This is a genomic window from Marinobacter lacisalsi, assembly GCF_042651045.1.
In the GTDB taxonomy this organism is placed as follows: domain Bacteria; phylum Pseudomonadota; class Gammaproteobacteria; order Pseudomonadales; family Oleiphilaceae; genus Marinobacter; species Marinobacter lacisalsi.
This window is the reverse complement of sequence record NZ_JBHSDI010000013.1, coordinates 233357-257458: the sequence shown is the minus strand read 5'-3', so window position 1 is coordinate 257458 and position 24102 is coordinate 233357. Positions and strand designations below refer to the sequence as shown.

Below are 24102 nucleotides of genomic sequence, written 5' to 3'. Positions count from 1 at the left end.
ATGCCCTGTCAGCGGAAGGTCACCAGTTCCGGATCTTCCGCTTCCAGGTGACTGTAGTTGTTGAATACCGCCAGGCTGCGGCGGGGTCCGGAATACAGCACCCGGGTAACGCTGGTGTTGGCAATTACCTCATTCAGGCCCAGGGCCTTGCGGTCACTGATTTCCAGCAATTGCTGCACAATGACCGCAATGGGCCCGCCGGAGGTGGACACGAACACGTCACCGCCGCCAGCCCAGTCGACCAGATCATCCAGGGCCTGCACCACCCTGGCCTTGAACTGTAGCCAGGTTTCCGGATACTCACTGTCGTATTCACCGCTGACCCAGCGCTGGACCGCCTGGGTAAAGGCCTTCTGGAACGTTTTTGCAGGATGGCCAGAGGCCTCCAGTTCGGCTTGCATCTGCGCCCGATCCGCCCACTCGGGCCGGAACCTGTGCACCACTGAGGCATGGTCGAATTCGTTGAAACCAGTCGCCACCTGCATGTCCGGAAAGGGTGCCCGGTACCCGCTGGCTATGGCTTCCACCGTTTCCCGGTGGCGCTGCATATCACCGCCGATTACCACATCCGGAGCAACACGGCCTGAGAGCCAGCGGCCCAGCACGCGGGCCTGTTGCCAGCCGGTATCCGAAAGCTGGTCATAATTATCGTCGCCAAAACTGGCCTGGCCATGACGGATCAGGTAGATATTGGCCATAAGTCAGCCTCCTGACAGACGTTTCATCCAGCGCCGGCTTTCCCGGTGCATTATGTAGTCAAAAGCCCGGGGCGCATGGCGCTTGAGCAGCCAGAGGCGTCGTTCACGCTGATGGGGCAGCACCCAGAAATCGCCCTGCTTCACGGCACGGGCAATGTCCCCGGCCACGTCCTCGGCGGTCACCGTGGACCGCTTCATCAGACCGTTGATGTTCTGCTGAATACCCGGCAGGTCCGAGCGCATGCCACTGGCCAGGTTGGTCTGGAAGAACGAGGGGCAGACACAGCAGACCTTGATGCCCGCATCACGCAGTTCCAGGCTCAAGGTTTCAGAAAGCGCGATCACGCCGGCCTTGGAAACGTTGTAACTGTCCATCATTGGCGCCAGCATCAGCCCGGCCATGGACGCCACATTCACGAACGTACCGGCGCCCTGACGTTTGAACAGCGGTGTGAACACCTTGCAACCACGCACAACGCCGAGCACGTTGATGTCGAGAATCCACTCCCAGTCGGTCATGGTGGTCTCTTCAATGGACCCCGCGGAGGCGACACCGGCGTTGTTCACCACGATGTCCACCCCGCCCCAGCGCTGCTCCAGTTCAGACCGCACTTGCTCCAGGTCCGTCACCCGGCGCACATCACAAGGCAGGTACAGGGCGTCACCGCCGGCCGCAGTGAGTTCCTCTTCAGTCACCTTGCCCGCTTCCGGGTTGATGTCGCCAACGCATACCTTTGCGCCCTCGCGGGCATAATGAAGCGCAAGCGCGCGACCGAGGCCGCTTGCGCCTCCGGTAATAAAGACTCTCTGGGTCATGGTTCGGGCTCCACCCTGTTTTTTTCGTAACGGATCAGTCTATGGGCCTGTAAAGTATTACGCGACTGAATTATTCTTATCATTCATCATAATCCGGATTTATCCAAAGGCGATACAGAGAACCATCCATGGCCTCCAACCGGCTCGATCTTAACCTTCTTCACGTCTTCGATACCATCTACCGGGAGGGCAGCCTGACACGGGCCGCACGGTCGCTCCATCTCACCCAGCCGGCGGTCAGCCATTCCCTTGCCCGCCTGCGGGACCATTTCGACGACCCGCTGTTTTCCCGCCAGGGTAATCGCATGGTGCCAACGCCCCTGGCGCGCCGGTTCGTGGAATCCATGCGCCCGGGGCTCAACCAGATCCACAGTGCGGTCAACCAGTTCCATGCCTTTGACCCCGCCAGTAACCGTAAGACCTTCGCCCTGGCCCTGCGTGATGTGCTGGAGTCCACCTTCCTGCCGCAACTGGTGACAAGGCTGAACGACTACCCGGAGATCGAGATCAACAGCCAGCGTATCGCGCGCCGTGATATGGAGAGCCTGCTGGCTGCCGGCAAACTGGACTTCGCCGTGGACGTGCTGCTACCCATCAGCGACCAGACCGCCAACGAGCAGCTCCGCAAGGATCGCCTGGTGGTCCTTGCCAGGAAGGGCCACCGGCTGGCGGGGGAGGAGCTGACCATGGAGAACTACCTGCAGGAACGCCATATCCTGGTCTCCTCCCGCACCGAGGGACCTGGCATCGAGGATTTCGAACTTTCCCGGCTGGGGCTGCAGCGACAGATCCGACTACGCTGCCAGCATTTCTATGCCGCCTGCCAGGTGGTGGAAACGTCGGACCTTCTGCTCACCATGCCGGAGGGCTACGCCCGGCAGATTGCCGCGCGCTCCGACACCTGCATACTGAATCCCCCGGAAGGCCTGCCCGACGTGGACATCCACCTCTACTGGCACCGGGCCTATGAGAAGGAACCGGCGTTGTTGTGGCTGAGGGAACTGTTCCACGCTGTAGCGGCTGAGCGCCAGGCATACGCCCCCTGATGACGGGAGCGCCCCGCACATAGTGCCGGTCAGCCGGTAAGATGGCGTAACGTGAACAGGCAGGCGTTACGGAGGGAAGTATCAGAGTGCGCCCACCAACCACAGGAATCCGGCAAAGCCCGCTCCGGTCAGCGCCAGGGCCAGCAACACAATAGCCAACCCCCACCAGACGGCGGCCCCGTCAGACACCCCGACATCATGGGCTCTGACCGTCCGATAGAAGGCCCAGGGGCCCAGCAGGAAGGCGCCAAATACGGCAAATACCAGCCCCAGGCAGACACCGCTGAACGTCCAGGTGGTCAGCACCGTGACCCGGTCACTGAGTTGGTCTGTCACCCCCTGGCGTTGCAGAAACCAGCGACAGAGCAGCCAGATCAGGCCATAGAGCACGCCGACGAAGAGTATGCCGCCAACCAGCGTCACCACACGATAGAACACAGGCTCTTCTCCACCTTATCCGATATCGGGAAAATGCGGCTCCGGCAGCGTTTCGAACCCGGGCCTGGCAAACAGGTAACCCTGAAAAAGCCGGATGCCGCGGCCTTTCAGCCAGGCATACTCTTCCACGGTCTCCACGCCCTCCGCCACAATGCGGCCACCCAGCTCCGTCATCATGGTGATAATACCGTTGACCACCGCCTGTTTGTTGGGTTTACGGTCGATATCGCGGATCAGACCCATGTCTATCTTGAGCAGGTCCGGCGGACTGGCCGTCATGATGTTAAAGCGGGAGAAGCCAGCGCCAAAATCATCAATGGCAGTACTGAAGCCCATACCCTGGTAAGCCTTGATGATGGATACCAGATGATCAATTGAAGACAGGTCCTCACCCTCGGTCAGCTCGAAAATAATCTTGCGGGTATCGAAGTTATAGGTCTGCGCTGCCGCCAGGGTGGTGCGGATGCAGTACTCTGCCTGGTAAACCGCGTTGGGCATGAAATTGATGCTGAGCATGGCATCCATACCCAGCTTTGCAGCCAGTTTGACGGCCTTTACCCGGCAGATCTGATCAAAGGAATAACGGTTCTGCTCGTTCACCCGGGACAGGATGCTCCACGCGCTTTCCCCCTGCAGCCCCCTGACCAGCGCCTCGTAGGCATAGACCGTGTTATCGGAAACATCAACGATAGGCTGGAAAGCGAAGGAGAACTGGAAATCCAGACCTTCACCACAGGCACACTGACCGCAATGGGTCTCATCGAACAAAACGTCGGGCCGTTGCACACCTGCTCCTTTGATTCAGAATATCGAGTATGACTTTCCCACTGGTTGTCACTATAGACACAGGGTGCACCTTCGTAAACGCACTGAAACACTGACGAATTCCAGCTGTGTGGCTACACTGTCTATCATCTCCCGCTTCCCATGGTGTCAGCATGGTGCCCGCATTGGCAGGGGGCGGTTGCAAACATCTGTAAATTCTCATTCAAGGAGTGGTTTCACTATGCCCCAGCCCCTGAGAATCGCTGTCATGCCCGGTGACGGGATCGGTCCGGAAGTGGTAACGGAAGCGGTTCACTGCCTGGAACTGCTCCGCGAGAAGCACCAGCTACCCATTGAATGGACCCGCTTCCCCTGGCCATCCCACGCCTGGCACGAACGGCACGGGGAGGTCATGCCGGAAGACGCCCTGTCACAGCTTGCACAGTACGATGCCATCCTGCTGGGGGCCCTGGGCGACCCGGGCCCAATGGACGATCCGGAGCGTTACCTGCTGCCTGACAGTGTGTCGTTGGCACCATTGCTGGACATGCGCAAGGGCTTCGACCAGTGGGTCTGTGAACGCCCCGCCCGCCTGTTGCCGGGGGCGCGCCAGTACCTGGCCGATGACCGGGCCCGGGATATCGACATGCTGGTCATCCGGGAAAACAGCGAGGGCGAATACGTGGGCCAGGGCGGTCGCCTGCGTCAGGGTACCGAACATGAAGTGGCTACGCAGATGGAAGTGTTCACCCGCCGGGGCGCCGAGCGGATTATCCGTTATGGCTTCGAGCAGGCCCGCCTGAGGGCCGACGCCCGCCGCCGTGACGGCAACAAACGGGACTTCCCGACACTCTCCGGCGAGCGCTGCGAAAGCCAGGTGTGTGTGGTGACCAAGCGCAACGCACTCCGATATTGGGGTGACATGTATACCGAAGTGTTCGAGCAGGTTGCCCGGGATTACCCCGATGTTGCCACCCACCATGAACTTATCGACGCCGCCTGTATGAAGTTCGTGCAGGCCCCGTGGGCTTTCGATGTGGTGGTCGCCAGCAACCTGCAGGGAGATATACTCACGGATCTGGCTGCCGTGCTTTCCGGTGGCATGGGGGTTGCGCCGTCCTGCAACCTGAACCCGGATAACCCCGACATGCCTTCCATGTTCGAACCCACCCACGGCAGCGCACCGGACATCGCCGGCCAGGGCATCGCCGATCCCACCGCCATGCTGTTCACCACCGCCAGGATGCTGGAATGGCTTGGGCGCCAGGATCCGCTGCTGGCCGAGGCCGGTCGCGAACTTTATGCCGCTGTTGCCGCCGACCTGGCGCAGAACGGCGGCACCCGCCGCGACACCCGCAATATTGGTGATTCGGTGCTCAATCGGTTGAAGTAGTTCAAGAACAATCGTGCAAGGGGTGACGTGTCCGTGGCAAAATCCGCGTGGCTTCCCCTGGCACGGCCCTGAGCACCCTGACCGGAGGAGCGTGGCTGACCACAGAATAAAGAGGTATTGATGAACAACCCTGTAGTGATCGGACTGACTGGCGGTATCGGCAGCGGAAAATCCACCGTGGCCAGGATGTTTGGTGATCTCGGTGTGCACTGGGTGGATGCGGATATCGTCGCCCGGGAAGTGGTGGAACCGGGCACGCCGGCCCTGGCGGAGATTGTCGGGCGTTTCGGCGACACCATCCTGCAGGATGACGGGGCCCTCGATCGTGCCGCCCTGCGAACGATCGTGTTCAGGGACGACAGTGAGCGGGAATGGCTGGAAGGCCTGCTGCACCCCACCATCAGGGACGAACTGGCCAGACAGCTGCAGCCCGAAGATTACCACCTGCCCTACGTATTGCTGGTCTCTCCCCTGCTGCTGGAGACGGATCAGCATACGCTGATACGCAAGGCCATCGTGGTTGACGTACCCGAAGAAACCCAGATCGAACGCACCATGGCCCGTGACAGCAATGACCGGGAGCAGGTGGAGCGGATCATTGCCGCGCAGATACCCCGAAAACACCGGATGGAACGCGCCGACTTCGTGATACACAATGATCGCCCACTGGATCAGGTCCAGGCTGAGGTAGAGAGACTGCACCAGCAACTACTGGACCTGACCCGGAGCTGAACGTTGATGGATCGCAGGCTCTCCTTTCCGACAAGCTGGCAGCAGGTCGCAGGCGTCATCCTGCTCGTTCTTGGAATCAGCACCTCCGCCAGAGCCGAAGCCCCCCTGACGCAATCACTGTCACCGGAGAACCTGCCACCGGAGTTCTTCACCTTCACGCCCGACGAATTCTGGCGGGAGCCGAAAGACTCCTACTGGATGGCATTTTCCAACTGGGTCATTCGTCAGGAACACACCCAGTCGCGTCGGGTGCAGGCGCTCGGGGCCTGGGCCGATCGAACCCTGTCGTGGAACGCCCGGGCCCTGCCTGACAACGCCAGCTATCTCCGGCTCGGATTCGCCGCCGAATCCGCCACCAGTGATCTGGCGGATTTTGACCCGGAAGTCCGCTTCAAGCTGGACCTGCCCACCGCGGAAGAAAAACTCCGGGTGGTGGTCGAAAGCGAGAGCGAAGACCTGATTCCCCTGGGCGAACGCAGGCGGGACCGACAACTCACCGATGACCAACGCTCGGACACCAACCCGACAGGCGCCCTGAGTTACCTGACCCGGATCTCCGACGCCGTCAATCTCAGCAACGATGTGGGTGCGCGGCTGCGCTTTCCTCCCGAGGCCTTCTGGCGGACGAGCATCCGCGGCCGCTGGAACCTTTCCGACTGGCAGCTCTCGGCCCGGCAGCGGGTTTACTATTTTCATACGGATGGCTGGGGCGCTTCCACCCGGTTCGAGCTTGGCAAGGATATCGGCAACGACTGGACCTTCCTGGCCAGCTCCGAAGCGGTATGGAAACACGATGACCGTCGTTTCGACCTGGCCCAGATTTTCAACTTTCACAAACGCCTGAACAACCGTTCCGAGCTGAACCCCCGCTTCGGCGTGCTTGGCGACAGCGATCCCGACTGGCGGCACGAAAGCTTCTTCGCGGATATCACCTGGCGTTACCGCCTCTATCAGGACTGGCTGTACGGCGAGATCATACCCTCAGTACAATTTGACCGGGAGAACGACTTTCGGGAAGAGGCCTCACTGCTGCTGCGTGTCGAGATGTTTTTCTCCGGCAACGTGGTACGCCATTGATCCACAGGAGCATAAGTGTCCCGCCATCCATCCAGACCCGCCGAGGAAGCACTGACCCTGACCCCGGTGGCGACCACCCGTTCCTGCTTCCGGGACAAGTTTGCCGTGCCGCGCCAGCCCGGTCTGACCCGCAACGCCTGGGCCGAGCTGGTCATCGCACCGCCGTTCAACCGGGAAGATGCCTTTCGGGGCCTGGAAAGCTGCAGTCACCTGTGGCTGACCTTCCAGTTCCATCAGGCTGTGCGGGCTGAATGGCGACCGGTGGTGCGCCCGCCCCGCCTCGGTGGCAACCGCAAGGTGGGCGTTTTCGCCAGCCGCTCGCCCTTTCGCCCCAACAGTCTGGGGTTATCGGTGGTCAGTAACGAGGGGCTGGTCCGGCGCGACGATGAGCTGATACTGCGCATACGCGACCACGACCTGATCGATGGTACGCCCATCCTGGACATCAAGCCCTATCTGCCATTCGCCGATTCCGTTCCCGATGCACGCATCGGGTGGGCCGGAGAAGACGCTCCGGAACGACTGCCCGTGCGCTTCTCGACAGAAGCGGAAGCGCAGCTTGCCGCCCTCCCTGAGGAACGCTACCCTGACCTGAAAGGACTGATTGAAGACGTCGCCAGCTACGATCCCAGGCCCTCTTTCCGACGCGGCCGACAAGACGAAGACCGTATCTATGGCGCTCATCTTTATGACTTGAATGTCCGTTTCAGGTTTGACTTGGTCGGTGTTGTTATATTGACAGTCTGTTACACTGACTGACGGAATTCCGGATCACAGGGAACCAAGTGCCTTGTCTGCATCACGAGTGATTGCTGCCCTCACCCGTAACCTCAGCGTTCGGCCCCTGGCCGCGCGGCTGCTGGTCTACGTGTTGCTGTTCAGCCTGATGGTGGCGGTGGTTGCGACCGGCCTGCAACTGGCTGGTGAAACCGGTCGACGGCTGGCCGAAATCCGCAACCTGCAGCAAAAAACCGCAGAAATCATCGAAGGCAACCTCAGCCAGCAGCTGTGGCTTATGAACTTCGGCGAGGTGGAGAACATGCTGGACGACCTGCTGTCGTTCGAGGTTATCCAGCACGCCAGGATCATAACCGCCAATGGTCGTGAATTCAGTATCGGCGAATACCCGGAAGGCGACGTGATCAGCCATGAACACGCCCTGCGGATGACCCGCTCGGAACTGGTGGCCACCCCTAATCTGGGGCGCCTGGTGCTGACCTCCTCGGCGGATCAGGTGCAGGCTGCGGTGAGAGACCGGGCCCTGGTCCTGCTGCTGTTCCAGTCCATCATCGTCATGCTGGGCACCCTGGGCCTGCTGCTGATTGTGCGCATCATGTTGTCCCGCCATCTGGAGGCAATGGCCGACTACACCACCCGGCTCAACCTGAACGCCCTCATCGAACCCCTGCGACTGAATCGGAAGCCACCCTCCCGGCCGGACGAACTGAGCGAGATGGAACACGCCCTCAACCAGATGCGGGAACGGCTGCTGGAAGAAACACGGGACCTGCGCCAGTCCAGCCGGCAGTCCATGGATGAACGGGACGAGGCGATCCGCGCCAATCACGCCAAGAACCTGTTCCTGGCCAACCTCAGCCATGAGCTGAGGATCCCGTTGCAGTCAGTGCTCGGGTACGCCAGCCTGCTCCAGGACACCCGCCTGGATCAGGAACAGCATGACTATGTGGACACACTCATGCACGCGGCGGAGGGGCTATCGGCCATCATCAACGATCTGCTGGATATTTCCAGCATCGAGGCGGGCAAGCTTGAACTGGACGCCATCGAGTTTGACCTGCGGGAAACCCTCAATGATCTGGTGAGCATGCTGGGCCCCCGGGCGAGGGACAAGGGCCTGGCCCTGGAATTACGGGTGGACGAGAACCTGCCCGGGCAGTTGGTGGGCGACCCCATCCGCATCCGTCAGGTGTTACTGAACCTCACCTCCAACGCCATTCGCTACACCGATTCCGGTCACGTGCTGATCAGCGCTGAACTGCTCGGCCGCAAGGAAGGCAACGCCCAGCTGCGCCTGTCGGTGGAGGACACCGGCGTAGGCATTGACACCGACCACCTGCCGCTGATCTTCGAGCCCTACGTCCAGTTCGATGTCCGCACCCGCCGCCAGCTTCCCGGCGCCGGCCTCGGCCTCACCATATGCCGCCAGCTGGTTGAGTTGATGGAAGGTCACCTGGACGTGGAAAGTTCTCCCGGCGAGGGCTCCACCTTCTGGCTGGAAGTCAACCTGCCGGAGGCCAGCCAACGGGCACCGAAAGCCAGGGTCAATCTGGCCAATGTCCGTGGCCGTCGCATCCTGGTGGCCGACTCCTACGCCCTGTCCCGAAAGATCACACTGGAGATGCTGTCGCGCCTGGAAGTGGACATCGAAGCCGTGCGTTCCGGCGCCGAAGTGCTGGCCGCACTGTCCACCGCTGAAGAAACGGGCACCCCCTTCGACGCCGTGATCCTCGACGGTTTCGTGCCGGATATGGACAGTGATCTGCTGTGCCGCAAGATCCGTGAAAACCCTGCCTGGGAGGCAACACGGATCTTTGTGCTGTCCGCCAACCCGCAACGGGGTGACGGCGAGCATTTCCGGTCAGCCGGGGCCGACGCCTTCCTGAGCAAGGCACTGCGGGAGTCACGCCTGGCCCCCATGCTCAACCAGTTGTTCGGGGACACAGACCGGGGCGAACGGACGTTCCTGACCCGGTTTTCACTGCAGGCCCCCATGGCACCACTGCCATCACCAAAACCCCTGCCCTGCGGCCCGATGAGTGTGCTGCTGGCCGAAGACAACCCGGTAAACCGGGCCCTGACCCAACGTCTGCTGGAGAAGCTGGGCTGCCGGGTAAGTACCGCCGACGACGGCCAGCAGGCCCTGGAACAGTGGCGCAACGGCCATTTCGACCTGATATTCATGGATTGCATCATGCCGGAACTCGACGGTTACGAAGCCACCCGTCAGCTCCGCCGCGAGGAGCAGGACGGCGAACTTCGCCACACCCCGGTTATCGCCCTGACCGCAAGCGCCATGGAACAGGATGAGGAGCGCAGCCGCGAGGCAGGCATGGACGTGTTCGTCGCCAAGCCGGTAAACATCGACATGCTGCGGGCCGTTCTGGAACAATACTGTTCTGACATGCAACCGGAAGCCGCAAGAGAATTCTGATGTTCGTAGACTGCCCGACCTGCAAGACCCCGGTGGAATGGACCGACAGCAACCCCCATCGGCCATTCTGCTCTGACCGCTGCCGCCTGATCGACCTTGGCGCCTGGGCCAGCGAGGACTACCGTATTCCCTCCCAGGAACCCGTATCCGAAGACGACTTGATCGAGTCGCTGCAGCAGCAGAATATCGACTAGTTTCCCGTTTGGTTATTTCGCTGGCCAGGGCATCAAGCCTTCGGCCAGAGCATTGCCCTGCCTCCGCACAGACTTCCACTGAAAAACACCCGACGCCCAGCCAGGTTATGGTGACAGGGGGTTACTGGTGACTGAACGGAGTTTAAGTTGAGCCTCACACGCCCCACCGGTAATATGCCAACACGTTCACAACAAGATCTGATCGGAACGAACCAACCAACTTCCTGAGGTACCTCATCATGCAGTTTAGGACTTATGCCATTGCCCTGCCCGTCGCCCTGTCTGTCGCGGCGGCACCGGCGCTGGCCGCCGATGCGGATTTCAGCCTGACCAGCGAGTCCGTCAAGGGCCAGGTCAACTTCTTTGATGCCCAGTCAGACATGCAGATCGGCGCTGGCTATACCTATCACGAAGGTAGCCGCCACCTTCTCAATGGCGAGTTCCATGCACAGGGCCAGACAGCGCTGGGCAATCTTCCGACCACGGCGGGCATCGGCTTCCGGGGTCTGCTATGGGATGATGACGACTTCGACGGCGGTGGCGTCGGTATCGGCGGCTATGCCACCGTGAATATTCCGACAGTACCAGGGTTGTCGGTCAGCGGCAGTGCCCACTATGCCCCCAGCATCCTGTCATTCGGTGATTCCGATGCGGTCACTGATGTGGAAGCCAGGGTCAGCTACCGGGTTATCCGCAATGCGGACGTCTATGCGGGTTATCGTTACGTCAACACCGACCTGGACGACAGCCACAGCGACGTAAACCTGGACGAAGGCGTCCTCGTCGGCATGAAGATCTTCTTCTGATACAAACCTGAACAGAAATTTCCTCGTAGTGACTGTTAGACTGACGTCAGCAACGGTCATTTACGAGGAACTCAATGTCTGCCGGTTCAAAAAGTCTTCTGCTGATTGTGCCTTTTACTCTGGCGGCACTGTTGGGCGTACTCCATACACCACCGCCGCCGGAGCCTCGTGGGCAGGACGCGGAAGAGGACCTGGAACTGGCCTCCCTGCCGGACCTCCCCAGGTGGATACTTGAGCCCCTGCCCAACTTCAAGCTTTACACGGACGTCACCGAGAAGAAAGCAGCCTTCTTCTCCTACCTGTACAGCCGCACCTTGCTGGCCAACAGCCGGATTCTTCTGCAACGGCAGCACCTGCTTGGGCTCCGGTCCAAAGATACCCTGAGCGACGAAGATATCACCTGGCTGGCCGGTCAGGCGGAGCGCCTGCGAGTGGATGAGGAGAACGGCAGCGAGGAGATGTTCCAGCGCCTGCTCCGGCGACTGGACACCATTCCGCCATCGCTGGTCCTGGCCCAGGCGGCCAATGAATCGGCGTGGGGCACATCCCGGTTCGCCCGCCAGGGCAACAACCTGTTCGGTCAGTGGTGCTTCTCCCGGGGTTGCGGCCTGGTACCCCTGAGCCGGCCCGAAGGCGCCAGCTACGAAGTGGCCCGCTTCCGCTCCCCGTACCATTCGGTGCGGGCCTACATACAGAACCTGAATCGCCACCCCGCCTATCACGAACTTCGTGTATTGCGGGAAAAGGCTCACCAGCGCGGGCAGTACCCAACCGGATCGGAACTGGCGGCCGGGCTCAGGGACTATTCCGCCAGAGGGCAGGAGTACGTCCGGGAATTGCGCAGCATGATCCGCTACAACAACCTGGTATGGTATGACCAGCGCTACCGGGACACCATAGTCAGCCGGGACAATGTTCAGAGTCTGCTTGAACTGGCCACTGCCCCAGAGGAACGGCTGCGGCCTGACTACGAACCCACCCCGGATACCGCCTCTGTCGAGGAGTAGGGGCTCCGCCAGGTCCCTCAGGCCTTGTGGGGCGCCCCCAGGTAATCCCGCGACTGCATTTCCAGCAATCGGGATTCCGTGCGCTCGAACTCGAATCCGAGTCTGCCACCCGCATATAACTCGGTAATAGGCACCTCAGCGGAGAGGATGAGCTTGACGTTGCGGTCGTAGAATTCGTCGATCATGTTGATGAAGCGACGGGCCTGATCATCCTTGTCACCCCCCAGAATCGGGACATTGGACACAATGATCGTCTGGAATTCCCGTGCGAGCTCAATGTAGTCGTTCTGACTACGGGGGCCATCACACAGCTCCCGGAATTCGAACCACACCACATCATCCGCGTGGGCCCGGGCCTGGAGCTTGCGTCCGTTTATCTCCAGATTCAGGCCATGGTTGCCCGCTTCCACGGCAAGACCGTCGAAGCTCTTCTTCAGGCTGATGTCCGCCTGATCGTCCAGAGGTGAGTGATAGAGTTCCGCCTGCTCCAGGGTACGCAAACGATAGTCCACGCCGCCGTCCACATTAACCACGTCGGTGTGTTTCTTGACCAGATCAATGGCCGGCAGGAAACGGGCCCGTTGCAACCCGTCCTTGTAGAGGCCGTCCGGTGGAATATTGGAGGTACACACCAGCGACACCCCACGGCTGAACAGGGCGTCCATCAGGGTCGCCAGAATCATTGCATCACCGATGTCCGACACGAAGAACTCATCAAAACAGATGACCCGGGCTTCGCGGGCAAATCGGGCGGCCACCTTCTCCAGTGGATTCTTCTCCCCTTTCAGAGTCTTGAACTCGTTATGAACCCGTTGCATGAAGCGGTGGAAGTGAACCCGCATCTTGCGATCAAACGGCAGCGATTCGTAGAAAGTGTCCATCAGGTAGGTCTTGCCACGACCGACGCCGCCCCAGAAGTACAGTCCCCTGACCGGTTCCTCGCGCCCCTTGCGAACCTTCAGCGACAGTTTTCGCAACGGTCGGCTACGCTCGTTTTCGGCTTCCACCAGTTTGTCATACAGCGCCTGCAATCGACGTACGGCGTCTTCCTGTGCCGCATCCGCCTTGAAATCCGGGCGTTCAAGATCGTTCTGGTATCGTTCCCAGGGTGTCATTCAGAGCCTTCCCCTATCAGGATCCGGACGCCTGCGTCATCAGAAGCCGCAGACGCCTGTTCATCAAAAAAACGGGCGCCATTGTCGCTGATTTTCATAATATTCGCCATTATTGCGGGCTGTGCCCGCATATTCCCGGTGTTGCAAGCTTTCTTGACCTGTTGCAATAAATCAACAATACCTTTGCAGGGGCATGAGACCATGGGCAGCGGCTGCCCTTAACGGGTATACTGACGTTATGATGTTCCCGGCCGGGGCGGGCCTGAGACAGAGCGAGGCAATCCGATGGTGGAACCATGCCGCCTCACTCCCCCGAAAGGCCGCCCTTGGCGCAAAAAAGGATTTCCGACAGGACGATAACCCTATGACCAACCTGATTTTGGCCGCTGTTGCCGCACTAGCCGTAGGACTGATCATTGGCCTGCTCATTGGCCGTTCCAGCCAGAGTTCAACGCTCCGGCAGCGCCGTGCCGAGCAGCAGACAGAAGAACTGCGCAACGAATACACCCGTTACCAGGCTCAGGTGAACGAGCATTTCATGGAGTCGGCACACTTGCTGCGACGCTTCAATGATGCCTTCCGCGACGTCAACCAGCACATGGCCCGTGGCGCCAACCGACTGGCAAGCGACGACGAGTGGCTGGAGGAGCTGGAACAGGAAAGCAGCCGTGCCCGGCTGACTGGCGCCAAGGGCGAGGACGGTGAAGCGGCAGAACCGCCCAGGGATTATGCTCCGAAGAAAGATCCTGCCGAGAAAGGTACCCTCGACGAAGGGTACGGCCTGACCGACGAAGAAAAGGCCAAAGCCAGGGCCTGAGTCTACACCGGGTTGTCGCAGTCAATGAACTGGTGCGACACCCCGAACTCCCGGGCCAGCGCCTGCCCCAGCGCCTGCACACCATAACGCTCGGTGGCGTGGTGGCCGGCGCCAAAATAATGAATACCGCATTCCCGTGCGGTATGGGTGGTTGGCTCTGAAGCCTCACCGCTGATGTAGGCATCCACTCCAGCCTCCACGGCCATTGGCAGGAACCCCTGGGCCGCGCCCGTACACCAGGCCACACGATGAATATTTTCCGGGCCCGCCCCAACATGCAGGGGCACTCGGCACAATCGCTCGCCCAGATACCCGGCAAACGCCTCAGCCGTCATCGGCTCGTCCAGCTCCCCCTGCCAGAGTAGTCCAGCCAGGGGGCGTGGATCACGGATACCCAGCACGTCAGCCAGTTGGCGATTATTGCCATACTCCGGATGGTCATCCAGTGGCAGGTGGTAGGCCACCAGGCTGATGTCATGCTTCAGCAGCGTCCTGATGCGGTTTTTTTTCATGCCCGTGACCGCCTGGGGCTCCCCTTTCCAGAAATACCCGTGATGCACCAGGATCATGTCCGCGTCAGCCTCGACAGCCGCATCGATCAGGGCCTGGGACGCGGTTACACCGCTGACAATCCGATTAACCTCTTCACCACCTTCAACCTGCAGGCCATTTGGACAGTAGTCCTGGAAGTCCTCCGGACTCAGCCATTGGTTCAGGGTCTGGAGTATGTCGGTACGTTTTGCCATAGGTTGCTCCTGTCAGTCAGCGGACGTTCTGGCTGGAGGGTAGATCAACCCGTCAGCTCGCCCAGCGCCCGCAGCAGTTCGTCGTTCTGCCCGGCGGTGCCAATAGTGATACGCAGGAAATTATCGATCCTCGGCTTGTTGAAGTGCCGCACGATGATCCCCCGTTCCCGCAGCCGGGCAGCGAGATCTTCCCCGGTCACTGTACGGTGCTGGCAGAAGATGAAGTTGGCGGTGGATGGCAGTACCTCGAAGCCCATGCCGGTCATCGCTTTCGTCACCCGATCCCGCTCCGCCATCACCCGCTTGCGGGACTGGTCGAACCAGGCCTCATCTTCAAAGGCGGCTGCCGCCCCGGCCTGGGCCAGACGGTCCAGAGGGTAGGAATTGAAGCTGTTCTTGACCCGGTTCAGGGCTTCCACCAGGTCCCGGTGGCCCACCGCCAGGCCGACCCGCAGCCCGGCAAGGGAGCGGGCCTTGGACAAGGTCTGGGTGACCAGCAGGTTCGGGTACTGATCCACCAGACTGATAGCCGTTTCACCGCCGAAATCCACATAGGCCTCGTCCACCACCACGACAGTATCCGGGTTGCCGGCGATCATGCGCTCTACCTCACCCAGGGCCAGATAGCGGCCGGTGGGCGCATTGGGATTGGGGAAAATGATACCGCCGTTGGGAACCAGGTAATCCTCCGGATTGATCTCGAACGCATCATTGAGCGCAACGGTGCGGCTCTCCACGCCGTAGAGACTGCAATACACCGGATAGAAACTGTAGGTGATGTCCGGAAACAGGATCGGTTTGTCCTGCTTCAGCAGTCCCTGGAAGATATGGGCCAACACCTCGTCCGAGCCGTTGCCCACAAACACCTGCTCGGAAGACACGCCATAGTAGCGTCCGATCACCTCTCGAAGGTGCTCACTCTCCGGGTCCGGATACAGGCGCAAACCGTCATCCAGCTGCTGCCGGATCGCCTCAAGCACCCGCAAGGAGGGGCCGTAGGGATTCTCATTGGTGTTTAGCTTGACCAGCCGCCTCATCTTCGGCTGCTCACCCGGTACGTAAGGCTTCAGGTCACTGACCAGGGGGCTCCAGAACTTGCTCATGACGATTCCTTACTGATCGCGATCCATGTCGATGCGATATTCCGCTGAACGGGCGTGGGCAGTCAGCCCCTCGCCCCGGGCCAGCACAGACGCCACCCGCCCCATGCGATCGGCACCAGCGGCCGAAAAACCGATCAGCGACGAACGTTTCTGGAAGTCATACACCCCCAGCGGCGACGAGAATCGGGCGGTACCGGATGTGGGCAGCACGTGATTGGGGCCGGCGCAATAGTCGCCCAGGGCTTCCGCCGTGTAGCGCCCCATGAAAATCGCGCCGGCGTGGCGAATCCTGGCCACCAGCTGTTCTGGTGCTTCCACCGACAATTCCAGATGCTCCGGGGCAATCCGGTTGGAGACCACCGCAGCCTCATCCAGATCCTTCACCTGGATCAGTGCTCCTCGATCCGATAGCGAGCGGGCAATGATCTCCCCCCGTTCCATGGTGGGCGCCAGCTTGCGGATGCTGGCCTCAACCGCATCCAGGAACGCCACATCCGGACTCACCAGGATGGACTGAGCCTGTTCATCATGCTCCGCCTGCGAGAACAGGTCCATGGCAATCCAGTCCGGGTCGGTCTTGCCGTCACAGATCACCAGGATCTCCGACGGCCCGGCAATCATATCGATGCCCACCGTACCGAAAACCTCACGCTTGGCGGTAGCCACAAAGATATTGCCCGGCCCCACAATCTTGTCCACCGCTGGTACCGTTTCGGTCCCATAGGCCAGTGCACCGATCGCCTGCGCACCACCTAGGGTGAACACACGATCCACCCCTGCAATCGCGGCAGCGGCCAATACCATATCGTTCACCACCCCGGCCGGGGTCGGCACGACCATGATGATCTCGCCAACGCCGGCCACCTTGGCAGGAAGCGCATTCATCAGCACTGACGATGGGTAAGCAGCCTTGCCACCAGGCACATACAGCCCCACCCGGTCCAGCGGCGTCACTTTCTGCCCCAGAACCGTGCCGTTAGCATCCTCGTACTGCCAGGAGTCCTGTTTCTGCCGCTGGTGATAGTCACGAATCCGGTCCGCAGCCGCTTCCAGGGCATCCCTCTGCTCGGAGGGAATGGCTTCCAGAGCCTGCTCCAGCCGGGCGGCAGAAATCTCCAGCTCGGCCATGGAAGCCACCTCAAGCTGGTCGAACCTGGCGGTAAACTCCATCACCGCCTCATCGCCCCGCAGCTTCACCTCGCTCAGGATATGACGAACCGACTCGTTTACCTGATGGTCCACGCTGTCCTCCCAGGCCAGAAGCCGGGACAGCGCATCATCAAAACCTGCTTCGGAAGCAGACAGTCTGGTAATCGTAAGGTCAGTCATAGGTCACCTGCGTTCAACAAAAACTACGGTTAACTCTCAAGTAGTCCGGGAGGGGCATCGACACTTTTGCGGAAACGGCGAACGCCGAGCGCCACTCCAATGTCAGCCCGGATGAGCGGTAAGGCTTTCCGAGACCTTCAAAAACAGGGACGTTTTTGAAGAGCCTACATGGACGTATTCACGGCGTGTCCCGGAAAGCCTTACCGCTTGTCCGGGCGGGCGACAAACACCCAAGCCAAAACCGGAAAATCAGGCCTCAACAACCCGCCGAGCCTCAACCGCCTGCCCCATCTTCTCGATGATCGGCTGCAGCATGGCATGCTTCATCTTCATGGACGCCCGGTTCGCCACCAACCGGGTGCTGATATTCTCGATCAGCTCCCGCGGCTCCAGACCATTGGCCTTCAGGGTATTGCCGGTATCCACAATATCCACGATCTCATCCGCCAGCCCCAGCAACGGCGCCAGCTCCATCGCCCCGTAGAGCTTGATGATATCCGCCTGCCGCCCCTGGGCCGCATAGTAGCGCCGCGCAAGATTCACAAACTTGGTAGCGACCCGCAGACGACCCTGGGGTGCCGGCTGGCCCTTTACCCCGGCCGTCATCAGACGGCAGCGGGAAATATTGAGATCCAGTGGCTCGTACAGACCCGCACCGCCGTGCTCCATCAGCACGTCCTTGCCAGTCACGCCCAGATCGGCACCGCCGTACTGAACATAGGTTGGCACATCGGTGGCACGGATGATCAACAGCCGTACATTGGGGTCCGTGCTCGGGAACACCAGCTTGCGCGACTTCTTGATATCGTCCACAAACTCGATGCCCGCCTCCTTCAGCAGCGGAATCGTCTCGTCAAGGATGCGCCCCTTCGAAAGCGCAATGGTAATCGACGTGTCGGTCATCGGTTATCAGTCCGGTCTGAATGTCTTGTCCGGCCCGGCCTCAGGCCGGAATCCGGCGAATAGTCGCGCCCAGAAGCTGGAACTTCTCCTCAATGCACTCGTAGCCCCGATCAATGTGATAGATACGGTCAACGATGGTGTCGCCATCGGCCACCAGCCCGGCAATCACCAGGCTGGCAGAGGCCCGCAGATCAGTCGCCATGACCGGCGCGCCGGTCAGGTGTTCCACACCCTTGATGATGGCGGCATTGCCTTCCAGGGTGATATCGGCGCCCATGCGGCTGAGCTCCTGGATGTGCATGAAACGGTTTTCGAACACCGTTTCCACAATGGTGCCCGTGCCTTCAGCCACGGTATTCATGGCCGCGAACTGGGCCTGCATGTCCGTCGGGAAGGCAGGATAGGGTGCTGTACGCAGCGACACGGCTTTGGGCCGGTTACCCTTCATGTCCAGCTCGATCCAGTCCTTGCCGGTACTGATATGGGCACCGGCCTCTTCCAGCTTGAGCAGAACGGCTTCCAGCAGGTTCTCGCGGGTGTCCTTCAGGCGAACCCGACCTCTGGTGGCAGCGGCGGCCACGAGATAGGTACCAGTTTCCACCCGATCCGGCAGCACATCGTAATGGCAGCCATGCAGACGCTCCACCCCGTGGATCTCGATGGTGGCGGTGCCATGTCCCCGGACATCAGCGCCCATGGCGATCAGGCACTCGGCCAGATCCACCACCTCCGGTTCACGGGCCGCGTTCTCGAGGATAGTGACACCATCGGCCAGAGCCGCTGCCATCATCAGGTTTTCGGTACCGGTGACGGTCACCGTATCGAGAAAGATGTGGGCGCCCTTCAGACGACCGTTGGATTTTGCATGGATATAGCCATTCTCAACACGCACCTCCGCGCCCATCTGCTCAAGGCCGTGGATGTGCAGATTTACCGGTCGGCTGCCAATGGCACAACCACCGGGCAGCGAGACCTCGGCCTCACCGAAATGCGCCACCAGAGGCCCCAGCACCAGGATCGACGCCCGCATGGTTTTCACCAGCTCGTAGGGCGCGACGGTTTCCTTGATGGTGCTGGCATCCACCTGAACGCTCATCTTCTCGTCAATCATCACCTCAATGCCCATGCGGCCAAGCAGCTCAATCATGGTGGTGATGTCGTTCAGATGCGGCAGGTTGCCCACCGACACCGGCTCGTCAGCCAGCAACGTTGACGCCAGGATGGGCAGGGCTGAATTCTTGGCACCGGAGATGCGAATCTCGCCGTCAAGCGGCTTGCGGCCCCGGATGAGTAGTTTATCCACGTTGAATTCCTGTAGTTGTGAACCGACAGCTGAATCAGCAGCGGTGAACCGGTGACTGTGCGCCGGCTTACTGTTGCCGGGCTGCCCACTGGGCCGGAGTGAACGCGCGAATGGTCAGGGCATGAATGGTACCGTCATCCAGCTGCTCCCGCAGCGCACCATAGATAAGCTGCTGCTTCTTTACCGGAGACATGCCTTCAAAACGGTCGCCAATCGCCACCACCAGATAGTGGTTTCCGTCGTTCTGCACCTCGATTTCACAGTCGGGCAGTTCTTTGCGAACCAGTTCGGCAACGTCCTGGGCTTGCATACGCGTCTAACCTCGGTTTGTACGAAACGAAAGCGGAATTGTACCGGATTATGAGGGGCCGGTCAGCCAACGGGAGATTCCGTTAAGATGGGAAAGCCCGACCAGATCGTCCGGGGTTCCAGCGAAGGTCAGCGTCACCTGTCGCTGGTCAGCAAAGCGACGAAGACACAGGAGCAATGACAGCAACACGCTACTGGCCGTGGTGACGGCCGAAAGGTCCACACTGGCCGGAACGCCGGGCGTCAGAGAGGCAAGCCATGCCTCCCCACGCTGCCGGATGGCGAGCACATTGTCGGCGGTAATCTGACCGGCCAGCGCCAGCCGGTTACCGTCGGGCTCGGCCGAGGCGCTCATTCGCTGTCAGCGCCCTGTTCCATTTCCTCATCCAGATTCAGGGATGCCACCGCGTCACCCCAGTTCTCGATAACGGCATCCACGTCGCCACGACGTGACTCCATTTCCTGGGCAAAACGGTCACGGAACGCCAGGCCGATATTCACACCCTCGACAATCACATTTTCCATCAGCCACTGGCCACTGCCGTTTTGACGATACATGGAATAGGTTACCTGGTAGCGATCACCGGATTCGGTGGTCACCAGCATGTTCACCGACGCCCGATCCTCGTCCCTCGGATTGACCTGGGCGCCCCGCACGTCGATTTCGAAGCCATCGGAGCTGTCCACCAGAGCCTGGGCATAACTCTCAAACAGGCTACGCTTGAAACGGACCACAAACTCGTCACGCTGCTCCGGTGTTGTCTGCCTGGCATAGCGCCCCATGACCCGGGCGGCAATCCGGCGAAAATCCACAAATCCGGTCAGCGCCTCTTCCATTTTCCGATAGAAGGCATCCGGGTCGTCGGTGTAAAGGTCTTTTTCCTCATTGAGCTTTTGCACCAGCTTCTGGGTATTCTCATCCACGTAGCTGGTCAGCTCCTGGCTGTTGGCTGCTACGGGGCGCACCATCAGCGCTGTTATGAGCGCGATGACAGCCAACGCCAGGGGCATGGTGGCATACTGCCTGATTGATCGAACCGCGGTCATGGGTCTCTCCTGTTTCTTTTGACTTACTCGCCACCCTGACCGGAGGCGAAATTGCTGATCATGCGCTCAATGTTAAGCGCTGACTGGGTTTCGTAGAAGGTATCCCCATCCGCCAGGGACTCCAGGTCACCACCCGGCGAAATATCAATATACTGTTCTCCCAACAGGCCGGATGTACGTATGATCGCTGAGCTGTCGGCGGGAATGCTGTCGTATTGTTCCTCAATGTCGATGACCACACGGGCCTGGAACATTTCCTGATCCAGTTTCACCTCCCGGATTCGCCCCACGGTCACGCCTGCCATGGAGACTTTCGCCCGGGGCGACAGTCCGCCGGCGTCGTTGAAGTAAGCCTGGACGCTATAGGTCTCGCCACCGGGCCTGAGGGTCAGCCCGCTGACCTGCAGGGCCAGCACCAGCAGTGCCGCTCCGCCAGCGAGTATAAACAGGCCGACAATAATGTCTGTTGTTCTCTGAGCCATCAGAAACTCCCGAACATGACGGCGGTCAGGACAAAGTCCAGACCCAGCACCGCCAGTGATGAAAACACAACCGTCCTGGTGGTGGCCGAGCTGATACCCGCCGATGTCGGTACGCAGTCATAGCCCTGGTAGACCGCAATCCAGGTGCAGACGAAACCGAACACCAGGCTCTTGATCAGACCGTTAACGACATCGTCGAAGAACGTCACCGAGGCCTGCATATTGCCCCAGTAGGAGCCTTCAAACACCCCCAGCCATTGCACGCCCACCAGCATGCCGCCCCAGATGCCCACTACCGAAAAAATCAGCGCCAGCACCGGCATGGAAATGAAACCGGCCCACAGGCGGGGGGCAATCACCCGGCGCAACGGATCGACCCCCATCATCTCCATGCTGGAAAGCTGCTCTGTGGCCTTCATCAGGCCGATCTCGGCGGTCAGGGCTGACCCCGCACGTCCGGCAAACAGCAGCGCCGTCACCACCGGTCCCAGCTCCCGCAACAAGGTCAGGGCAATCATCTGCCCGATCGCACTTTCTGAACCAAAGTCGCTGAGGATGTAATACCCCTGCAACGCCAGAACCATGCCGATAAACAGACCCGACACCACCACAATGGCCAGTGACAGCACCCCCACATGGTATATCTGCCGCACCATCAGTGGCAGCCCCACCGAAGGCCTGGGGACCCCGATCAAGGCGCCCCACAGGAATACCGCAGCGCGACCCAGGGAGGCCACGGCGTCCACAGTGCCACGGCCCAGGCGGGCAATGCGGTCAATCAGGTACTCAGGCACGGGAACCCTCGTCATCAGCCACACGACAGCCCCAGTCTTCGGCGGCATCCGGTGCAGGGTAGTGAAAGGGAACAGGCCCGTCGGGCTGGCCATGCAGGAACTGCTGGACTCTGGGCGAGGCGTGTTGCCTCAGCTCTTCCGGCGTACCCTCGCCAATGACCTTGCCGTCGGCGATAATGCAGGCATGATGGGCAATGCTGAGGCATTCCGGCACGTCGTGGGAGACCAGCACGCTGGTCAGACCCATGGTGGTGTTAAGCTCACGGATCAGCTTGACCAGCACCCCCATGGCGATCGGATCCTGACCTGCAAAGGGTTCGTCGTACAGAATCAGTTCAGGGTCCATCGCTATACTCCTCGCCAGCGCCACCCGCCGGGTCATACCACCGGAGAGCTGGGCCGGCATCAGGTCGCGAGCACCCCGCAAACCCACCGCCTCCAGCTTCATCAGCACGATATCTCGGACCATGTCTTCGGGCAGGGAGGTGTGGACCCGCAGGGGGAAGGCAACGTTCTCGAACACACTCAGGTCGGTGAACAGGGCACCACTCTGGAACAGCATGCCCATTCGCCGACGGAAGCGGTACAGCGCCTTTCGCTTCATACGGGGAACGTCCTCGCCATCCACCAGCACCTGGCCACTGTCAGGCTTGAGCTGACCGCCAACAAGACGTAGCAGCGTGGTCTTGCCGGTGCCACTGGGCCCCATGATGGCGGTAATCCGGCCACGGGGAATGCGCAGGGACACACCATCGAAGATACGCCGGTGCCCCCGGGTAAAAACAACGTCGTCCAGTACAATGCAAGAGCGCTCAGCCATGGCGAAAAGTGTCGTGAAATTTGGCGTTACAGTATGCCAACTTGCACCGCCGCTCAATGGCCGGGAGGGTTAAAGTTTGGAAGGAGGGCGGCAAGGGAGCACCCGACCCACCGATCAGGCACCCCGGAGGCCCGCTTGATGATATACTGTCGCACCTGTTAAAAACCCGGATAATCACGATCAACCCTGACCCGGAACAGACTGACCAGGAGCCTCATGACCAAACCGTTTGTTTCTGCCGCACTGCAGGCGATCGAAGTGGAGCGCCAGGCCGTGGATGCGCTGTCCACGCGGATCGGCGACGATTTTGTCCGTGCCTGCGAGGTGATGATGGCCTGCAGGGGTCGCGTGGTGGTGACCGGTATGGGGAAATCCGGTCATATCGGCAACAAGATTGCGGCCACCCTGGCCAGCACCGGCACGCCATCCTTTTTCGTACACCCCGGGGAGGCCAGCCATGGCGATCTGGGCATGATCACCAGCCAGGATGTAGTGCTCGCCATCTCCAACTCCGGCAATACCGGCGAAGTGCTTACCATCCTGCCTCTGCTTAAACGCATGGGCTCACCGCTGATCAGTATGACGGGCAACCCTGACTCCACCCTGGCCCGGGAAGCTGTGGCCAATCTTGACGTCAGCGTTGCCAAAGAAGCCTGCCCATTAGGGCTGGCCCCCACCTCCAGCACCACTGCCACGCTGGTCATGGGTGATGCACTGGCCGTAGCGCTGCTGGAAGCCCGTGGCTTCAGTGCCGAGGATTTTGCCCTCTCCCATCCTGGCGGGGCCCTGGGACGCCGCCTGTTGTTGCGGGTGGCCGACATCATGCACACCGGCGAACGCCTGCCCCGGGTAAAGGAGAACACGCCAATGTCCGGCGCCCTGCTGGAAATTTCGCTCAAGGGCCTGGGCATGACCACCGTGGTCAACGACGACGGTGAACTGACGGGCATCTTTACCGATGGTGACCTTCGCCGCACACTGGACCGGTCCATCGATATTCACAACACGCTGATTCGGGACGTGATGACTCGACATGGGCGCACTATCCACGACAACCAGCTTGCCGCCGAAGCCCTTCACGTGATGGAGGAGCTGAAGATCAACGCCCTACCCGTTCTGAACCGCAAGGAAGAACTGGTGGGAGCCATTAACATGCACGACCTGCTGCGTGCCGGCGTCATCTGACGGAG

The 24102-nt window shown here is 60.5% G+C and carries 27 protein-coding genes; 11 read left to right on the top strand and 16 right to left on the bottom strand.

Annotation, left to right across the window (positions count from 1 at the left end; translation table 11 throughout):
* Window positions 1-8: 8 nt before the first annotated feature.
* Together ACFOZ5_RS11195 and ACFOZ5_RS11190 are read right to left on the bottom strand one after the other, a co-directional pair.
* Complete coding sequence (locus tag ACFOZ5_RS11195; protein ID WP_379887272.1) at window positions 9-698, bottom strand: histidine phosphatase family protein; 690 nt, start codon at window positions 696-698, stop codon at window positions 9-11.
* 3 nt (window positions 699-701) lie between these two features.
* Window positions 702-1514, bottom strand: a complete 813-nt coding sequence (locus ACFOZ5_RS11190) for an SDR family oxidoreductase (RefSeq protein ID WP_379887270.1) — start codon at window positions 1512-1514, stop codon at window positions 702-704.
* 128 nt (window positions 1515-1642) lie between these two features.
* Here ACFOZ5_RS11190 and ACFOZ5_RS11185 point away from each other — a divergent pair, with 128 nt between their 5' ends.
* Window positions 1643-2560, top strand: coding sequence for a LysR family transcriptional regulator (locus tag ACFOZ5_RS11185; RefSeq protein ID WP_379887268.1), 918 nt, complete (start codon window positions 1643-1645; stop codon window positions 2558-2560).
* A gap of 81 nt (window positions 2561-2641) precedes the next feature.
* On the opposite strand, the gene ACFOZ5_RS11180 is transcribed toward ACFOZ5_RS11185, so the two are convergent.
* Together ACFOZ5_RS11180 and ACFOZ5_RS11175 are read right to left on the bottom strand one after the other, a co-directional pair.
* Window positions 2642-2998 carry a hypothetical protein gene (locus ACFOZ5_RS11180; protein ID WP_379887266.1) on the bottom strand — a complete coding sequence of 119 codons (357 nt, stop codon included), beginning with the start codon at window positions 2996-2998 and terminating at the stop codon, window positions 2642-2644.
* A 15-nt stretch (window positions 2999-3013) separates the two neighbouring features.
* On the bottom strand, window positions 3014-3784 hold the full coding sequence (locus ACFOZ5_RS11175) for an EAL domain-containing protein (RefSeq protein WP_379887264.1): 771 nt from the start codon (window positions 3782-3784) through the stop codon (window positions 3014-3016).
* A 220-nt stretch (window positions 3785-4004) separates the two neighbouring features.
* Between ACFOZ5_RS11175 and ACFOZ5_RS11170 the strand changes: the two genes are divergently transcribed.
* The 8 genes from ACFOZ5_RS11170 to ACFOZ5_RS11135 all read left to right on the top strand — a co-directional run bounded on the left by ACFOZ5_RS11170 (window position 4005) and on the right by ACFOZ5_RS11135 (window position 12144).
* Window positions 4005-5156, top strand: a complete 1152-nt coding sequence (locus ACFOZ5_RS11170) for an isocitrate/isopropylmalate dehydrogenase family protein (RefSeq protein ID WP_379887262.1) — start codon at window positions 4005-4007, stop codon at window positions 5154-5156.
* A 120-nt stretch (window positions 5157-5276) separates the two neighbouring features.
* Window positions 5277-5888 carry a dephospho-CoA kinase gene (gene coaE, locus ACFOZ5_RS11165; protein WP_379887260.1) on the top strand — a complete coding sequence of 204 codons (612 nt, stop codon included), beginning with the start codon at window positions 5277-5279 and terminating at the stop codon, window positions 5886-5888.
* 6 nt (window positions 5889-5894) lie between these two features.
* Entirely contained in the window at window positions 5895-6965 is a 1071-nt protein-coding gene (locus ACFOZ5_RS11160) for a hypothetical protein (RefSeq protein ID WP_379887258.1), read from the top strand.
* 15 nt (window positions 6966-6980) lie between these two features.
* The gene (gene tsaA, locus ACFOZ5_RS11155; RefSeq protein ID WP_379887256.1) at window positions 6981-7724 is read left to right on the top strand and encodes a tRNA (N6-threonylcarbamoyladenosine(37)-N6)-methyltransferase TrmO; all 744 of its coding nucleotides are present in this window, start codon (window positions 6981-6983) and stop codon (window positions 7722-7724) included.
* Between the two features lie 31 nt (window positions 7725-7755).
* Complete coding sequence (locus ACFOZ5_RS11150) at window positions 7756-10137, top strand: response regulator (protein WP_379887254.1); 2382 nt, start codon at window positions 7756-7758, stop codon at window positions 10135-10137.
* Window positions 10137-10331, top strand: a complete 195-nt coding sequence (yacG, locus tag ACFOZ5_RS11145) for a DNA gyrase inhibitor YacG (protein WP_379887252.1) — start codon at window positions 10137-10139, stop codon at window positions 10329-10331. Before ACFOZ5_RS11150 ends, yacG begins: the two co-directional genes overlap by 1 nt.
* A 239-nt stretch (window positions 10332-10570) precedes the next feature.
* Window positions 10571-11137 carry a YfaZ family outer membrane protein gene (locus tag ACFOZ5_RS11140; protein ID WP_379887249.1) on the top strand — a complete coding sequence of 189 codons (567 nt, stop codon included), beginning with the start codon at window positions 10571-10573 and terminating at the stop codon, window positions 11135-11137.
* A 74-nt stretch (window positions 11138-11211) separates the two neighbouring features.
* Window positions 11212-12144 (top strand): glucosaminidase domain-containing protein, encoded by a 933-nt coding sequence (locus tag ACFOZ5_RS11135; protein ID WP_379887247.1) that lies wholly within the window; start codon window positions 11212-11214, stop codon window positions 12142-12144.
* Window positions 12145-12161: 17 nt separating this feature from the next.
* Here ACFOZ5_RS11135 and zapE read toward each other — a convergent pair whose 3' ends face one another.
* A complete protein-coding gene (gene zapE / locus ACFOZ5_RS11130; protein WP_379887245.1) occupies window positions 12162-13259 on the bottom strand; it encodes a cell division protein ZapE in 1098 nt (365 codons plus the stop codon).
* Between the two features lie 364 nt (window positions 13260-13623).
* On the opposite strand from zapE, the gene ACFOZ5_RS11125 reads away from it, so the two are divergent.
* Complete coding sequence (locus ACFOZ5_RS11125; RefSeq protein ID WP_379887243.1) at window positions 13624-14076, top strand: YhcB family protein; 453 nt, start codon at window positions 13624-13626, stop codon at window positions 14074-14076.
* Window positions 14077-14078: 2 nt separating this feature from the next.
* On the opposite strand, the gene ACFOZ5_RS11120 is transcribed toward ACFOZ5_RS11125, so the two are convergent.
* The 11 genes from ACFOZ5_RS11120 to ACFOZ5_RS11070 form a co-directional block, all read right to left on the bottom strand.
* Window positions 14079-14822 (bottom strand): Nif3-like dinuclear metal center hexameric protein, encoded by a 744-nt coding sequence (locus tag ACFOZ5_RS11120; protein ID WP_379887241.1) that lies wholly within the window; start codon window positions 14820-14822, stop codon window positions 14079-14081.
* Window positions 14823-14866: 44 nt separating this feature from the next.
* On the bottom strand, window positions 14867-15925 hold the full coding sequence (gene hisC / locus ACFOZ5_RS11115) for a histidinol-phosphate transaminase (RefSeq protein WP_379887239.1): 1059 nt from the start codon (window positions 15923-15925) through the stop codon (window positions 14867-14869).
* A 9-nt stretch (window positions 15926-15934) separates the two neighbouring features.
* Window positions 15935-17254, bottom strand: coding sequence for a histidinol dehydrogenase (gene hisD / locus ACFOZ5_RS11110; RefSeq protein ID WP_379887237.1), 1320 nt, complete (start codon window positions 17252-17254; stop codon window positions 15935-15937).
* A gap of 249 nt (window positions 17255-17503) precedes the next feature.
* Complete coding sequence (gene hisG / locus ACFOZ5_RS11105) at window positions 17504-18157, bottom strand: ATP phosphoribosyltransferase (RefSeq protein WP_379887235.1); 654 nt, start codon at window positions 18155-18157, stop codon at window positions 17504-17506.
* A 40-nt stretch (window positions 18158-18197) separates the two neighbouring features.
* Window positions 18198-19460 (bottom strand): UDP-N-acetylglucosamine 1-carboxyvinyltransferase, encoded by a 1263-nt coding sequence (gene murA, locus ACFOZ5_RS11100; protein ID WP_379887233.1) that lies wholly within the window; start codon window positions 19458-19460, stop codon window positions 18198-18200.
* A 67-nt stretch (window positions 19461-19527) separates the two neighbouring features.
* Window positions 19528-19770: a BolA family protein gene (locus tag ACFOZ5_RS11095; protein ID WP_379887231.1), complete on the bottom strand. Its 243-nt coding sequence runs from the start codon at window positions 19768-19770 to the stop codon at window positions 19528-19530.
* Between the two features lie 48 nt (window positions 19771-19818).
* Entirely contained in the window at window positions 19819-20124 is a 306-nt protein-coding gene (locus ACFOZ5_RS11090; protein ID WP_379887230.1) for an STAS domain-containing protein, read from the bottom strand.
* Window positions 20121-20816, bottom strand: coding sequence for an MlaC/ttg2D family ABC transporter substrate-binding protein (locus ACFOZ5_RS11085; protein ID WP_379887228.1), 696 nt, complete (start codon window positions 20814-20816; stop codon window positions 20121-20123). The genes ACFOZ5_RS11090 and ACFOZ5_RS11085 overlap by 4 nt, the downstream gene beginning before the upstream one ends.
* A 23-nt stretch (window positions 20817-20839) precedes the next feature.
* A complete protein-coding gene (gene mlaD / locus ACFOZ5_RS11080) occupies window positions 20840-21298 on the bottom strand; it encodes an outer membrane lipid asymmetry maintenance protein MlaD (protein ID WP_379887226.1) in 459 nt (152 codons plus the stop codon).
* Window positions 21298-22092 carry a lipid asymmetry maintenance ABC transporter permease subunit MlaE gene (gene mlaE, locus ACFOZ5_RS11075; protein WP_379887223.1) on the bottom strand — a complete coding sequence of 265 codons (795 nt, stop codon included), beginning with the start codon at window positions 22090-22092 and terminating at the stop codon, window positions 21298-21300. Before mlaE ends, mlaD begins: the two co-directional genes overlap by 1 nt.
* Window positions 22085-22912 carry an ABC transporter ATP-binding protein gene (locus ACFOZ5_RS11070; RefSeq protein WP_379887221.1) on the bottom strand — a complete coding sequence of 276 codons (828 nt, stop codon included), beginning with the start codon at window positions 22910-22912 and terminating at the stop codon, window positions 22085-22087. Before ACFOZ5_RS11070 ends, mlaE begins: the two co-directional genes overlap by 8 nt.
* A 216-nt stretch (window positions 22913-23128) precedes the next feature.
* On the opposite strand from ACFOZ5_RS11070, the gene ACFOZ5_RS11065 reads away from it, so the two are divergent.
* Window positions 23129-24097, top strand: coding sequence for a KpsF/GutQ family sugar-phosphate isomerase (locus ACFOZ5_RS11065; protein ID WP_379887220.1), 969 nt, complete (start codon window positions 23129-23131; stop codon window positions 24095-24097).
* Window positions 24098-24102 lie beyond the last annotated feature (5 nt).